11 protein-coding genes are annotated in these 14,928 nt (G+C 48.6%); 2 read left to right on the top strand and 9 right to left on the bottom strand.

The window, feature by feature from the left end; translation table 11 throughout:
* Positions 1-2: 2 nt before the first annotated feature.
* The gene (locus tag FBQ74_RS15700) at positions 3-3,161 is read right to left on the bottom strand and encodes a hybrid sensor histidine kinase/response regulator (RefSeq protein ID WP_232371937.1); all 3,159 of its coding nucleotides are present in this window, start codon (positions 3,159-3,161) and stop codon (positions 3-5) included.
* 167 nt (positions 3,162-3,328) lie between these two features.
* Between FBQ74_RS15700 and parC the strand changes: the two genes are divergently transcribed.
* Positions 3,329-5,614 (top strand): DNA topoisomerase IV subunit A, encoded by a 2,286-nt coding sequence (gene parC / locus FBQ74_RS15695; RefSeq protein ID WP_139757557.1) that lies wholly within the window; start codon positions 3,329-3,331, stop codon positions 5,612-5,614.
* Between the two features lie 79 nt (positions 5,615-5,693).
* A complete protein-coding gene (locus tag FBQ74_RS15690) occupies positions 5,694-6,230 on the top strand; it encodes a heme NO-binding domain-containing protein (protein ID WP_139757556.1) in 537 nt (178 codons plus the stop codon).
* Positions 6,231-6,289: 59 nt separating this feature from the next.
* Here the strand turns inward: FBQ74_RS15690 and FBQ74_RS15685 are convergent, their stop codons facing one another.
* The 8 genes from FBQ74_RS15685 to rpe all read right to left on the bottom strand — a co-directional run bounded on the left by FBQ74_RS15685 (position 6,290) and on the right by rpe (position 14,790).
* Positions 6,290-7,099: a DUF1338 domain-containing protein gene (locus FBQ74_RS15685; RefSeq protein WP_139757555.1), complete on the bottom strand. Its 810-nt coding sequence runs from the start codon at positions 7,097-7,099 to the stop codon at positions 6,290-6,292.
* A 12-nt stretch (positions 7,100-7,111) separates the two neighbouring features.
* The gene (astD, locus tag FBQ74_RS15680; RefSeq protein WP_139757554.1) at positions 7,112-8,581 is read right to left on the bottom strand and encodes a succinylglutamate-semialdehyde dehydrogenase; all 1,470 of its coding nucleotides are present in this window, start codon (positions 8,579-8,581) and stop codon (positions 7,112-7,114) included.
* A 14-nt stretch (positions 8,582-8,595) separates the two neighbouring features.
* Complete coding sequence (gene astA / locus FBQ74_RS15675; protein WP_139757553.1) at positions 8,596-9,630, bottom strand: arginine N-succinyltransferase; 1,035 nt, start codon at positions 9,628-9,630, stop codon at positions 8,596-8,598.
* Between the two features lie 22 nt (positions 9,631-9,652).
* Positions 9,653-10,861 (bottom strand): aspartate aminotransferase family protein, encoded by a 1,209-nt coding sequence (locus tag FBQ74_RS15670; protein ID WP_139757552.1) that lies wholly within the window; start codon positions 10,859-10,861, stop codon positions 9,653-9,655.
* Positions 10,862-11,160: 299 nt separating this feature from the next.
* Positions 11,161-12,396, bottom strand: a complete 1,236-nt coding sequence (locus FBQ74_RS15665) for an HDOD domain-containing protein (protein WP_139757551.1) — start codon at positions 12,394-12,396, stop codon at positions 11,161-11,163.
* A gap of 65 nt (positions 12,397-12,461) precedes the next feature.
* Positions 12,462-13,061 carry an anthranilate synthase component II gene (locus FBQ74_RS15660; protein WP_139757550.1) on the bottom strand — a complete coding sequence of 200 codons (600 nt, stop codon included), beginning with the start codon at positions 13,059-13,061 and terminating at the stop codon, positions 12,462-12,464.
* 10 nt (positions 13,062-13,071) lie between these two features.
* Positions 13,072-14,082, bottom strand: coding sequence for a tryptophan--tRNA ligase (gene trpS, locus FBQ74_RS15655; protein WP_139757549.1), 1,011 nt, complete (start codon positions 14,080-14,082; stop codon positions 13,072-13,074).
* Positions 14,083-14,115: 33 nt separating this feature from the next.
* Positions 14,116-14,790, bottom strand: coding sequence for a ribulose-phosphate 3-epimerase (rpe, locus tag FBQ74_RS15650; protein WP_139757548.1), 675 nt, complete (start codon positions 14,788-14,790; stop codon positions 14,116-14,118).
* Positions 14,791-14,928 lie beyond the last annotated feature (138 nt).

Genomic DNA, 14,928 nt, shown 5'->3' with positions numbered 1-14,928 from the left:
CCTTAGCGACTGGCGGGCCTGCCTTTGCTCAGCCATTCCTGCGCTTCAATATCAACATCCTCGGCTTCTTCCAGAAACACGGGGAGCAGTTCGGCTACCAGCATTTTTTTATCGCGCTTCAGGGCGCTTTCCAAATCATTGGCAATCTGCTGAAGTTTCGGCACGCCGGTGTAACAACATGCCCCGTGTAATCGATGCACTTCTTTTTGCATCGCCTGGAAGTCAGAATCTTCCCAACCGGCTTTGATGGTTTCAATAGAATCAGGCAGCAGACGTACGAAGTCGCTAAGTAGTTCACGGGCGGTCGCATCGTCGCGCTCGGTGCGCTCTACTGCCAGATTCCAGTCCAGTGTGGGTTTACTGTTACAGGGTTGCGCATTGGATTGACACCAGCGCCGTATGAGCTCTACCAGGTTAGACTGATCAATCGGTTTGGGCAGATAGTCGTCCATGCCTGAAGCCAGCAGACGCTCCTGTTCTTCTTTAAACGCGTGAGCGGTCACAGCAATAATGGGGGTGCCCATATTCAATGCTGTTTTTCGAATACGCTTGGTGGCCTGCAAACCATCCATACCCGGCATCTGAACATCCATCAAAATGATGTCGTACTCGTTAGACTGACAACGGTTGGCAGCCTCAAGGCCGCTGGTACAAATAGTCAGTTCAAGGGGGCTGCTCCGTAACCAGGTTTGTAATAATTTAAGGTTCATTTCCATATCATCCACCGCCAGTACACGCGCCCTGGGCAGACTGTCCAGCTTCGATTGCAGCGGATTTTTATGTTGGGTGGTTTTATGGTGCAACAAATCTTCCAGTTTGGTCAGCGTCACTGGCATTCTTATCTGTGAATGAAAATACTGGGTCAGACTGGGATACTGATTAAACGGCTCAGAGCCGGAGTACCATAGTACGCGTTGCTGTGCAGGAATCTGAACCAGCTCCCCCAACATCGCGTCACGGCAGTCCAGCTTGCTAACTGGTAAAGTTGCAAACAGATATTCCGGAGTAAATGTGAGAGATTTAAGAAATGTCAGGCTTTCAACACTGGTGACCCGCGCCCCGAGGTTATGCAGCATGGCCGCCGTTGCGCGGCGGGTTTCCGGAATGGGGTCAAACACCACCACGCGCTTGCCCTGCCAGCGACTGTTGGGCACCATCGAGTACTTATGACTGAGCCGGTTCATTTTTAATGTGATGGTAAAGGTACTGCCCAGACCAGGCTCACTGCGCAAATTCATATTGCCGCGCATAAGCCGGACCAGTTCACGACAGATAACCAGCCCTAACCCGGTTCCCTGATAACTGCGGTTGGTGGAGTCGTCCAACTGAGAAAAAGCGCTGAATAACTTTTTACGCCCTTCCCGGCTAATACCGATGCCAGTGTCTTCAACGATAAATTCGATTTCCTGCAGGCCGTGCGCCAGCGCTTTATTCTTCACCCGCAGCGCCACCGAGCCGCTAGAGGTAAATTTCAGCGCATTGCTGAGCAGATTATTCAGCACCTGCTTTATTCTGAACAAATCCCCTATCAGCTTTTCAGGCAGGGGGTCCATATCAAAGACAAACTCCAGCCTTTTAGAGTGCGCAGACTTGGACATTATAGTCACCAGCTCTTCCAGTTCCTTGATAGGCGAAAAGGGCTGATTATTGATTTGTAATTTACCTGCTTCTATTTTTGAAAAATCCAGTACGTCGTTAACAATGCTAAGCAGATTGTCTGCAGCAGTATTTACAATACGTACCTGTTCTTGCTGGTCGGCCGGCAGCGTCGCGTTGCCCAGCTCTCGGCTGAAGCCCAGAATTGCGTTAAGAGGCGTGCGAATTTCGTGACTCATATTTGCCAGGAATTGCGACTTAACGTTACTGGCCTTTATTGCGTCTTTGCGGGCAATGTCCAGTCGCGCATTTTGTTCCTCAATCAACTCCATATTATTACGAAGATCGTCCGTGGCCTGTTGCACTTCAGATTCCAGCTGACTGCGGCTCTTTTCCATCAGCGCCACGGAAAACAATGCCGACTCCAGAAACACACCGACCTGAAAACAATACGTAGTGAACTGATTCGAAGGCAGAAGACCTATCAGGCTCAGCATGCCGGTCACGGCGCCTGCTGCCAGCATCGTCCAGGCGAAAATAAAATAGCGGGCAGGTTCAAACCGGTTGAAAAAGGCTTCGAAGCCAGCGTAGATGTAGCTGCAAATAGCGGCCAGTCCAACCCCATAAACCAGATTGTGTTTCCAGGTTATGGGGAGCACTCCCAGCAGGCATATAAGCGCAACCAGCGCCTGTGCCCCAAGCAATGCCATAACAATAGGGTGGGCGGTAGAGGCATTCTTCTTCGTATTGAGAAACAGAACAGAGAAAATGCCGGAACTCATACCAATGATAGTAAAAATTAACTCGGTATGGCTGGCTAACCAAACGGGAGAAGGGCCGCCAGTGAAAACCTGAATATGGCCACCCCAGACAATCTGCCACACAATAACCGCAACAATATAACCTACGTAGGCAAGCAGACTGGCTTCTCTGACCTGAAAAAACAGGACCAGGTTGTAGATAGCCAGAATAAACAAGCCGCCGTAAAACAGCCCCCACATGGTGCTGTCAATTTGCCAGCTGGCGCTATGAATGGGTTCAGGAGTAACACTGAGGGGAACGATCAGGCTGGAGGAGTGGCTCTGCACCCGAATGTATAGTTCCAGCGGTGTGGCTACCGGCAGGTCAGCCCTCAGAGTGGGTACCCTGAAGCGCTGTTCAGACTGCAACTTGCCCTGATGACTTTGCAGGATAACCTCACCATCAGCGACCAGATAAAAATCGACTTTATCTAACTGACTGAAGTTGATGCTGAACACCCAGCTGGACAGGTTGCTGACATTGCTGATTCGATTCGACAACCACAAACCGTTTTCGCGAAAACCAAAATTCGGATTGTTTTCGGTATACCACTGAAATTCTTTCTTCTTTTCCAGAATCTCGCCAATTGTCAGTGGCGTATCGGCTTCGCTGTAAATAGCATAGTTACCCGACAGATCGACACTGGCATCTTCATCAAACAGCTGAATGGTAGTTTGAGCCTGCGCTGAAAAAGTCGCAGATAAAAGGGTTAAGAAAAACCAGAAAAAAGGTGCAACGCGCATTGTGCCAGAATCAGTAAACATCAAAGAGCCTATTAAAACACCACTTCAGGGTGGATATCAAAATTAAGATGAACAGCACACAAAGCGTAGTGAATTAAAACACGCTTTGCACAGCCAGTTGCGTTACCCCCGGCTTTGCCCCACAATGACGCTAGATGCAGTGGTATTAAACAATAACGATATATTCCATGAGCGACCAGATCACGATTAGTCAGGACGGGGTCGAGCAACTCCCGTTACGCCGTTTTACAGAAGATGCTTACCTTAATTATTCCATGTACGTCATCATGGACAGGGCACTTCCCAATATTGCCGATGGCCTGAAACCGGTTCAGCGCCGAATCATTTACGCAATGTCTGACCTGGGGCTGAACGCGGCCGCCAAGTATAAAAAGTCAGCCAGAACCGTCGGTGACGTGCTGGGTAAATTTCATCCCCATGGCGACTCCGCCTGCTATGAAGCAATGGTGCTGATGGCGCAGTCATTTTCCTATCGTTACCCGCTTGTGGATGGTCAGGGTAACTGGGGGGCGCCGGATGATCCCAAATCATTTGCTGCGATGCGTTACACCGAAGCCCGGTTATCGCGTTTTTCAGAGGTACTGCTTAACGAGTTGGGCCAGGGTACGGTTGACTGGATGCCCAATTTTGACGGTACGCTCAATGAACCGAAAGTGTTACCTGCCCGATTGCCCCATATTTTATTAAATGGTGTAAGTGGTATTGCAGTAGGGATGGCAACGGATATCCCGCCGCACAATGTTCGCGAATTAGCCCAGGCCTGTGCGGCGCTGCTTGATAACAGTAAAACCAGCATGGAGGAAATCCTCACGCTGGTTCAGGGCCCGGATTACCCTACAGAAGCGGAAATTATCACGCCACGGGATGATATTACCAAGCTTTACGAAACCGGCCGTGGCAGCATTAAAATGCGCGCGGTCTATCGCGAAGAAGCGGGCGATATCATCATCACCGCATTGCCCCATCAGGCTTCAGGCGCCAAGGTGCTGGAACAGATTGCTGCGCAGATGCAGGCGAAAAAACTGCCAATGGTCAGCGATTTACGCGATGAATCTGATCACGAAAACCCTACGCGACTGGTCGTTACGCCGCGGTCTAACCGGGTTGATGTTCAGCAATTGATGCAGCATCTGTTTGCCACAACGGATCTGGAAAAAAATTACCGGGTAAACCTGAATATGATTGGCCTGGATGGCCGGCCACAGGTAAAAGATCTGCGCTCGATTCTGGTTGAATGGCTTGAGTATCGCAAAGATACGGTCACCCGCCGTTTGAGCTACCGTTTGGAAAAGGTGCTGGCCCGCCTGCATATCCTTGAAGGTTTGCTGGTCGCGTTCTTAAATATTGATGAAGTTATTGAAATCATACGCACCTATGACAAACCTAAGCCTGAGCTGATCCAGCGTTTCTCATTGTCCGACAAACAAGCGGAAGCCATCCTGGAGCTCAAGCTTCGTCATCTTGCCAAGCTTGAAGAAATGAAAATTCGGGGTGAACAGTCTGAACTAGAAGCAGAGCGGGATAAACTGGAATTAATTCTGGGCTCTGACCGTCGTCTGAAAACCCTGGTGAAAAAAGAAATTTTATCAGACGCTGAAACTTACGGGGACGATCGCCGTTCGCCGCTGGTTGAGCGGGTAGAGGCAAAAGCGCTTTCTGAAAAAGAGTTAATTCCCAGCGAAGCGGTGACGGTAGTACTGTCAGAAAAGGGCTGGGCGCGTGCGGCCAAAGGTCACGATGTGGACGTTGAGGGGCTCAACTACAAAGCGGGTGATGCCTATCAGGCGAGTGCGAAAGGGCGCAGTAACCAGCCCGCTGTATTTCTGGATTCATCCGGCCGTACCTTTGCCTGTGATGCACATGCGCTGCCTTCAGCAAGAAGTCAGGGAGAACCGTTAACCGGGCGCTTTAATATCGTCGGTGGTGAACAGTTCACGCACGTTTTGATGGGCGCGGATGAGCAGCGATTCCTGATGGCTTCAGATGCTGGCTACGGTTTTGTCGGTACGTTTGCTGATATGGTGAGTAAGAATAAAGCCGGTAAAGCGTACCTGAGCCTACCCAAGGCGGCCAGGGTTCTGACTCCAGTTACTGTCACGAATCCTGAAACGGATTTATGCATGGCTATATCCAATGAGGGCAGAATGCTCTTGTTCCCGCTGACAGATTTGCCCAGCCTGGGTAAAGGAAAAGGTAATAAAATTATCAATATTCCGTCTGCCAAATCTCAAAGCCGCGAAGAGTTTGTAAAAGTGCTTACCGTAGTACCTGATGGCGCCTCTGTGAAGGTACACGCCGGTAAACGCAATATGACTCTCAGTCCGTCAGATTTAGAGCATTACCGCGGTGAGCGCGGCCGCCGGGGTAATAAACTCCCCCGTGGACTGCAGCGGGTCGACGAGATACAAATCATACCTGCACAAAGTAATGACGACGTGACAGAGTCAGAATAGGCGCTGTCTGTTAACTATCAGTGGTGGTCCCGCCATCACTGAACTACAATTTTATAATTAACCGCCTGGGTATAATCTGATGTTAGGTATAGTGTTTACGTCGCTTATCGAAATGCTCGAAGAAAAGGTGTCGCCTGAATTTGCCGATGAAGTCATTACAGAAGCAGGGCTGGAAAGTCAGGGAGCCTATACCGCGGTTGGACGATACCCATACGATGAACTGGTAAAAATACTGACTGTACTGGAACAGAAAACCGGTAAAACTCAGGAAGAGTTGCAGCATGACTTTGGGTACTATTTATTTGGTCGGCTGGCCCAGTCGCATGGTCAGGTCATGGCAGGGCGAGAATGTTTACTGGATGCACTTGAGGTGCTGGATGACGATATTCACGTTCAGGTGAAAAAGCTCTATCCTGACGCCGACTTACCGCAGTTTACCGTGCTATCACGCACCGAAAAGGCAATGCGGTTACGTTATTTTTCCTCTAGAGACCTTTACGCACTGGCAGAAGGCCTTATGGATGCAGCCGCAGATCATTTTGGTGATGCACTCAAGCGTGAGACATTTAAAACATCTACGCCTCACACCTATGAGTTCAGCTTGTCTGTCAGCTAATGTGACGGGCATAAAAAAGCCCTGGCAATTAATGACAGGGCTTTTCTTAAGATCTTTATTTACTGTTTAGCATTCGTACTTTCAAAGATTTTATCCGCAGAGGCAGCAACAAAACCTGTGTAGTAATTGCCGTCAGGCATTTTATAGCGCTGAGCAAACTCGTAAAAGCAGCTTGGAATCATTTTAGATTCAGCTTCGAATTTGACATAAGCATGGTCAGCCATCGTAGAAGACTGCGCCAGGTAAACAGATTCACCACCCTTAATTTCGCCGCCTGAATCATTCAGGGTGAAACCAGCATCTTTAAGCATCTGATTAACGTCGCTAAGTTCCTGTGTCTTTTTCAGAAAGTTTACGCTAACCGTAAAGTGGTTTGCCCGAAAACCCCATGCAGCTAACCAGGCCGCATACTCGGACTCTTCCAGCAACATATCGTATTCAGCTTTAGACACTGTCCAATGCTTACCGGAATACAAAAAGTTATCTGCCTCTACTGCATCATCATCCATCTGCTCAACCAGATGGTGAATGATTTTTTGTGCTTTTTCAGACAAATCCTGAACGCGAAGTTCGCTGATAAAGACTTTAGGCTTGGTTTCGTCAGGGTGCTCAAAATGTTTTGCATCCAGCTTTTTCGCCTCAAAGTCGTAATCACCTTTTTCTTCGTAGCCTAGCGCCAGAAAGTGGGCAGCTAGTTTATCCAGCGATGTCTTTGGCAAATTGAAAGTACGAAATGCAACGTGATCATTCACAATCTCGTCGCCATTCTCACTATCTGCTAACAACTCATGAATTTTGTAGGCAGATGGGGTGATATCTACATAGTCTTCCCATAAGTTCTCAAACAGGGTATCGACATTAGAATGCATAAAAACTCCCTCTTACATGGTCAGGCCAGGACTTAACTTGCCTGGTAGTGTCACCTTTTCAAGCTCAACAGAGGCTACCGGATATGCACAGTAGTCTGCTGCGTAAAATGCGCTGGCGCGGTGGTTACCACTGTCGCCTACGCCGCCGAAGGGTGCTGCACTGCTTGCACCGGTAATAGGACGGTTCCAGTTAACAATGCCGGCGCGGATGCGCTCGAAAAAGTACTGCCAGTCATCCGCACTGTCGCTGATCAGGCCGGCTGATAAACCAAAACTAGTGTTATTAGCTTCTTCAATCGCAGCGTCGAAGTCCGTATAGCGAATTACTTTGATCAAAGGACCAAAGTGCTCTTCATCCGGTAACTTATCAAGCATGTCAGTGACATCGATAATACCCGGTGTGGCAAAACCTTTCTTAGGATCGCGCTGTTCCAGCGGAAGCAATACCTTGGCGCCCATCTCAACCAGTTGCTCCTGAGCGTCCACCATAAGCTTCGCAGCGTGAGCAGAAATCATGGCACCCATGAAAGGCTGGTCTTGTGCATCATACTCATCGACATGAATATCTTTGGTCACTTCAATCAACCGCGACAAAATAGCATCGCCTTGCTCCGTTGCCGGAATAAAGAGGCGGCGGGCACATGTGCAGCGTTGCCCTGACGTTATATACGCAGATTGAACAATATCGTGCACTGCCGCTTCGGTATCTTCGACTTCTTTGACGATTAACGGGTTATTACCACCCATCTCAAGCGCCAGAATCTTACCTGGATGGCCAGCGAACTGCTCGTGCAGCATTTTGCCCGTGCGCGAGCTGCCAGTGAAAAACAGACCATCGATACCTGCATGAGAGGCCAGGGCCTTACCGGTTTCAACTTCACCCTGTACCAGGTTCAGTACGCCCTTAGGCAGGCCAGCTTGTTCCCACAGCTTCATTGTTTCCTGTGCCACCATCGGTGTCAGGTCGCTTGGCTTAAATATAACAGTGTTACCAGCCAGCAGTGCCGGAACAATGTGTCCGTTGGGCAGGTGGCCCGGAAAGTTATAAGGACCAAACACAGCAACGACGCCATGCGGCTTATGGCGAATAAAAGCTTTACCTACCGGCATTGCATTTTCAACTGTACCGGTACGTTCGTTGTAGGCTTTCTCGGAAATACCAATTTTGCCCATCATCGCGCCAACTTCTGTCGCGGTTTCCCACTCAGGTTTACCCGTTTCTTTGGCGATGACTTTAGCCAGAGCATCTTTGTTCTGTTCTAATAACTCACCGAACTTCTTGATAATGGCCAACCGCTCGTCAACCGATTTTCTGGCCCACTCGGGCGATGCCTGACGCGCCGCTGAGATTGCACTGTCGACCTGCTGGGCGGTGGCGGATTTACCTTCCCAGATAACTGCGTTCTTTGCTGGATCGGTGGACGTAATATCGTGTCCTTCACCTGCGACCCATTCACCATTGATAAAGTGTGTCGTTTGCATGTAGTTATCCTGTATTAATTTTTCGAATGTACGGGCGCAAAGCGCACGTATTCACCGGCACTGATATTTAGTGCTGCTGCTGCCTGGCGTGAAATCACAGCCACTTGCTGTTCTTCACTGACAACCATTTCTGTAGCAACCGCTCTGAAGTCATCTACCGATGTGTTAATAATGTAGTAGCTACGCCCCTGCGCTGCTGTCTGGTCATCAATGATGATAGGCAGCTTACGACTTTCCTGCGCAGTACGAATATGTGTCAGGTTCGCTTCAACCGTCGGGCCCCCGTCGAAAATATCTACGTAGCCACGGCAGCTAAAGCCTTCTTCCTGCAGAAGTTGCAGTGCAGGACGCGTTTTCTCGTGTACCTGACCAATCACTTCCTGGGCGCGCTGACTTAGTAAGCTGACATAAATAGGATATTTGGGCATAAGTTCTGCAATAAAAACCTTATTGCCGATACCCGACAGATAATCTGCGGTAGGGAAATCCATAGAGAAGAAATGCTCTTCTAACCACTGCCAGAACGGTGAGCGACCTTCTTCGTCACTCACTCCGCGCATCTCGGCAATAATGGTTTCAGAGAAGCGCTCACGGTGTTCCATCATGAACAAAAATCTGACTTTAGACAGAAAGCGACCATTGATGCCGCCCCGGGCGCACTCCCGCAAAAACAGGGTGCAGATTTCCGTAACGCCGGTGTAATCGTTGCAGAAGGTAAGAATATCTACAGTGTTGTGGATATTCAGTTCACGGGATGCGTGAACCACCTTACCCAGATGGTAATGATAAAACGCGTCATCCAGGCCAACTGCAGCTTCGATGCCCGTCGTTCCTACCACTTTACCCGTCTGGGTATCTTCCATGACAAACAGATACGACTCGCAGCCAGGTTGACTAACCTGACTGGTAAAGCCGGCTTCTGCGCGCTCAATTTTGTTCTTCAGCAACTCTTCATTGACGGGCAATGAAGTGAAACCGATGCCAGATTCTACGGCAATTTCGTGCAAAGACGAATAGTCGCTTTGTCTGATTGGGCGAATGATATTCATGTTCGCTTACTCAACTGGTTATTTACTTGGCTTCAACAACAGCGGCAACCGCACGCTCGAAACGCGCCAGACCTTCGCGGATATCTTCATCCGGGATAATCAGAGAAGGCGCAAAACGTACTACATTTGCTCCGGCTACAAGTACCATCAGGTGTTCGTTAGCTGATGCAACCAGGAAGTCGCGCGCACGGCCTTCGTATTCTTTATTAAGGGCACAACCTAGCAGCATGCCTTTACCACGAATTTCCTCAAAGACGTTGTACTTGTCGTTAATTTTACCCAGTAACTCTCTGTACAGTGCTTCTTTAGCTTCCACGCCACTTAGCACTTCGCGAGTATTAACGATATCCAGTGCTTTTTCAGCAACGGCACAAGCCAGTGGATTACCGCCGTATGTACTACCATGCGTACCCGGTTTAAGGTGCTCGGCAATAGCAGTAGTAGTCAGCATGGCGCCAATCGGGAAGCCACCGCCTAGTGATTTAGCAGAAGTCAGAATGTCGGGTGTTACACCCAGGCCCATATACGCATAAAGGTGACCGGTACGACCTACACCTGACTGCACTTCATCAAAGATAAGCAGAGCATTGTGTTTATCGCATAATTCGCGCACGCCCTTAACAAAGTCAGGATCAGGGGAAATGATTCCGCCCTCACCCTGCAGAGGTTCCATCATCACTGCGCATGTTTTATCAGAAATAAGCTTTTCAAAGGCTTCTAGATTGTTGTATTCGCAATGGTCTACTGCACCTGGTTTTGGTCCAAAGCCATCAGAATAGGCAGACTGACCACCAACAGTAACTGTGAAGAACGTACGGCCGTGGAAACCTTTGTTGAAGGCGATAATCTGATTTTTCTCTTCACCAAACTTATCCAGCGCCCAGCGACGAGCCAGCTTCAGAGCCGCTTCGTTGGCTTCTGCACCAGAGTTAGCAAAATAGACACGATCGGCAAATGTTGCATCGGTCAGTTTTGACGCCAGGCGAAGTGCAGGTTCGTTAGTGAATACATTGCTCAGATGCCATAGTTTGTTGCCCTGTTCGGTTAATGCATTAACCAGCTCAGGGTGACAGTGACCCAGTACATTTACTGCGATACCGCCAGCAAAATCGATGTACTCCGCACCGTCCTGATCCCATACACGAGAGCCCTCGCCCCGTACCGGAACCATCGCCGCCGGGTTGTAGTTAGGAACCATCACTTCATCAAACGTTGCTCGAGTTACATTCATAGGTCATTACCTCTCTATCAGGCGTTTCTGGCGCGTAATTGCGCAGTTGTGAAACACAATTAGAAAATAAATTTGGTCAATATTATGTCATTATCAGCCGCGTTTGTCTTCCTGCACACTACTGCAAGCCCTTTATTTTCAAGGGGTTTGGCTTGTTTTGCAGGAAAAGTGAATAACTATCTAATATAGCCGCAGAACAGACTGAATACGTGTAAAGCCGTAGAGGGGATGAGTAATGGTTGTGCAGAACTATTCAGCCCTGACAGCCGGATAGTGCATGAATATCCACAAAATTTTTTTCAGATGCTAACCAGGAAGGCTGCGGGATTCGCGAAAATGTCGCCAGATTTCAGTAAATCCAGAGAACCGGCAGGGTACTGTTGCGAACGCAAAGCTATTTTGCCTGTTTCTTTGGTTAACAATCTGGCTCTGTACAGCATACGCACTTTTGCATATTGCCGGGCCTGAATGATAATTTTTGCAAGAGGCTCTGAGTCAGTCGCTTTTTCGGCAACTCTCAGTGCAGTGCTGTTTAATGTGTCTGAAGAAAGGTTAAGAACACCAATCAAACTTGCGGCAAGCCCGTCAGCCTTCTGTTCGATAAGTTTCTGCAAATGACGGGCGCAGGGGGTGATATCGCTCAGGATATCCTGTTGTTTTTGCGCATTGCGCTGACGAGCCTCGCTCAGCATCGCTTTTTGTACATTATCGAAATCAGAAAAAAACCTGTGGCAAAGGATGGCGCGTGCGACATTAAATGCCATGCAGAGTACCGCAGCACTATTGGCACACTGTCCGGTATGTTTTGCCAGATGGACCGCAGTTGTGGTTGAAGCACTGGCAAAGGCTTGGTGCTGCTCACTGATTTTGATAAAACCATGGCGTGAAGCGGGAGCAACGCGCTCAGATATCAAAGTGGGGATCAGAACCGCGAGATTATCAATGCCCAGGTAACTTAATGCTGTGCGCAATTGTTTTACCGTTCGTGCATTGCCCTGCGCGTCCCTGCGGCGAAGTGCTGATCGGTTTACAAGTCTGATAAGTCCTTGTTCCATCCAGGGAACAGAAGCAATTAATGAGGTCACCTTTGCAATTGAGCCGCTGCCCGAATGTAGCAATCGAAACAGGTTAGCCATCGTGGCTGCGCAACCAATATACTGGCTGAAGAGTGTGGCGGGGCGGTCAAGGTGTTGATCGATTTGCATACACACAGACTGGTGAAGCACATGACTTATTTTATCGGCCAGCGACGCGCTGGATTGCGCATGACGCTGTTTACTTTTCAGCGTGATTTTCTCGATTTCAAGTAAACGTCGACGGGCATAGCTTTGCTCAGAGTCCTCAAACCGCACTTCGCCTGGCCGGCGCCGCACTAAAGGTCGGATATTGCCAGATTGCAACATAAACTGCTCAAATTGCGCTTCAATATTAACGGCAGCAGGTACTGATGATTGTGTAGCTTCAGAGCCTGGCGTGGAATGCGGGGTATGAAGATAATTTCTGGCAGTATTATCTGAAGACAAAGTAGCTAACATTGCGTTTTCCCGACCTGAAGCTTGAACGATTCTCCTTTTATCGGCAGCAATGTAAAAACATTAAATCAGACTGATTTTATAGAGGATTTGGCACTCAGTAAGAAGTTGTTCAGCATGGTATGACCATGCTCTGTCAGTAAGGATTCCGGATGAAACTGAATGCCCCAGACAGGATAGGTCTGATGTGAGATAGCCATTATTTCCCGGTAACCACTGTCATCCTCTACCCAGGCATCAACATTAAATGTATCGGGCAGGGTGGAGGGCTCAATGACCAGCGAGTGATATCGTGTAGCATTAAAGCGGGTGGGTAAATTGCTAAACAGACCTGAGTTAGCATGTTCCACGCTAGATACTTTGCCATGCAAAATATGACGAGCATTTGTTACTGTCGCGCCAAAAACCTGACCGATAGCCTGATGGCCAAGGCAAACTCCCAGTAAGGGGATGCGACCGGCAGCATACCGGATGACCTCAAGACTGACACCAGATTGGTCAGGCGTGCAGGGCCCAGGGGATATCACAATTTTCTGAGGGGCCAGTGTTTCTATCTCATCTAAAGATAGCTGATTGTTTCTGATAACCTTCACATCCTCGCCCAGTTCTACAAAGTACCGGGCAAGGTTGTGGGTAAAGGAATCAAAATTATCTATAAGTAGTAACACAAAAAGCGCGCTATGGTTTCGCGATAAATCCTACTGCTTCATACACTTTCTGTAAGGTAACTGCTGCCTTTTCAGACGCTTTTGCAGCGCCGTCTTTCATCACGCTATCCAGATAGGCACGATCGTTTCGAAGGGTGTGGAAACGTTGCTGAATAGGTTCAACCAGCGAGACAACCGCATCAGCGACATCACCTTTCAGGTGTCCATACATTTTATCTTCATACTCTGGCACAAGCGCGTCAATAGACTTGCCAGTGGCCAGTGATAGTAATGTAAGCAGATTCGATACACCGGGCTTCTCTTCCGGATTGAAGTAAATTCTGGCCTGTTCGTCAGAATCTGTCACAGCACGTTTTATCTTCTTAGTCAGCTTTTTGGGCTCTTCCAGCAAACCGATAAAGTTATTCGGGTTTGTGTCAGATTTAGACATCTTACGATCGGGCTCCTGTAGGCTCATTATTCGGGCGCCGAACTCCGGGATGTAAGGATCGGGTAGGGTAAATACGTCACCGCTGTAAAGGTTATTAAAACGTGTCGCAATATCTCGGGTCAGTTCCAGATGCTGCTTCTGGTCCTCACCGACAGGCACTTTATCGGCCTGATAGAGTAAGATATCTGCCGCCTGTAATACCGGGTATGCATACAAGCCGACATTGATATTACTCATATTCTTCGCAGACTTGTCTTTAAACTGGGTCATGCGATTGAGCTCACCCATCTGCGCATAACAGTTTAATACCCACGAAAGCTGTGCATGTTCAGGTACATGCGATTGAACAAAAAGCGTACTTTTATCAGGATCGATACCGCAAGCTAAGTACAATGCCAGGCCATCAAGGCATGCTTCATACAGGTTTTTAGGATCCTGACGTACAGTAATTGCGTGCAAATCTACCAGCATATACAGGCACTCAAAATCGTCCTGCATTGATACCCACTGTTTCAGTGCGCCCATGTAATTGCCGATGGTTAACTGCCCCGATGGCTGGCAGCCGCTTAAAACAATAGGTTTGTGACTCATGATAGTTCCTGACACTAATAAAGAATATAAAACTTATTGCGCAATATGACTTAGCTCGCTGCGCATCTTATCGATAACAGCTTTATAGTCCGGCGCATTGAAGATTGCAGACCCGGCGACAAACATATCTGCACCTGCTTCTGCTACGGCACGAATGTTATCCACTTTTACGCCACCGTCAATTTCAATTCGAATATTTTTGCCGCTTTGATCGATGCGGCGCTTAACATCGCGCAGTTTATCATAGGTTGAATCCAGAAACTGCTGTCCGCCGAAGCCAGGATTAACTGACATAATCAGAACGTGATGCAGCTTTTCCAGTGTGTAATCCAGATAGTGCAGAGGGGTTGCCGGATTAAGTACCAGACCTGGCTGACAGCCTGCATCAATGATTGCCTGAATTGAACGATCAACGTGGGCCGAGGCCTCAGGATGAAAACTGATATAGCTGGCCCCGGCCTCGGCGAACTTTTCAATCATGTCGTCCACAGGTTCCACCATTAAGTGCACGTCAATGGGGGCGGTAACGCCATAATCACGCAATGCTTTGCAGACCATTGGGCCAATAGTCAAATTGGGTACATAGTGGTTATCCATTACATCAAAATGCACAATATCTGCACCGGCTGCGAGTACAGCATCTACCTCTTCACCCAGTCGCGCAAAGTCAGCGGACAGGATGGATGGCGCAATCAAAAAGTCAGACATGCTTTTTCCTTTGAGACAAAAAACGAGACCTGATACGCAACGTCTGTATAAACAGCTTACTTGTTGCGCTTTCAGGGAGCATGAAGAATGAATCACAGACTACCGTATTTTCCTAACTCCGTCATGTAACAGACAGAT

Source organism: Salinimonas iocasae (genome assembly GCF_006228385.1).
GTDB lineage: Bacteria > Pseudomonadota > Gammaproteobacteria > Enterobacterales > Alteromonadaceae > Alteromonas > Alteromonas iocasae.
This window is presented reverse-complemented; position numbering and strand designations above follow the sequence as displayed.

Excerpts from the sequence above, each read along its gene's own strand:
- FBQ74_RS15700 (WP_232371937.1), bottom strand. The coding sequence starts at position 3,161 with ATGTTTACTGATTCTGGCACAATGCGCGTTGCACCTTTTTTCTGGTTT.
- FBQ74_RS15690 (WP_139757556.1), top strand. The coding sequence starts at position 5,694 with ATGTTAGGTATAGTGTTTACGTCGCTTATCGAAATGCTCGAAGAAAAG.
- FBQ74_RS15685 (WP_139757555.1), bottom strand. The coding sequence starts at position 7,099 with ATGCATTCTAATGTCGATACCCTGTTTGAGAACTTATGGGAAGACTAT.
- FBQ74_RS15670 (WP_139757552.1), bottom strand. The coding sequence starts at position 10,861 with ATGAATGTAACTCGAGCAACGTTTGATGAAGTGATGGTTCCTAACTAC.
- astD (WP_139757554.1), bottom strand. The coding sequence starts at position 8,581 with ATGCAAACGACACACTTTATCAATGGTGAATGGGTCGCAGGTGAAGGA.
- FBQ74_RS15665 (WP_139757551.1), bottom strand. The coding sequence starts at position 12,396 with ATGTTAGCTACTTTGTCTTCAGATAATACTGCCAGAAATTATCTTCAT.
- astA (WP_139757553.1), bottom strand. The coding sequence starts at position 9,630 with ATGAATATCATTCGCCCAATCAGACAAAGCGACTATTCGTCTTTGCAC.
- trpS (WP_139757549.1), bottom strand. The coding sequence starts at position 14,082 with ATGAGTCACAAACCTATTGTTTTAAGCGGCTGCCAGCCATCGGGGCAG.
- rpe (WP_139757548.1), bottom strand. The coding sequence starts at position 14,790 with ATGTCTGACTTTTTGATTGCGCCATCCATCCTGTCCGCTGACTTTGCG.
- parC (WP_139757557.1), top strand. The coding sequence starts at position 3,329 with ATGAGCGACCAGATCACGATTAGTCAGGACGGGGTCGAGCAACTCCCG.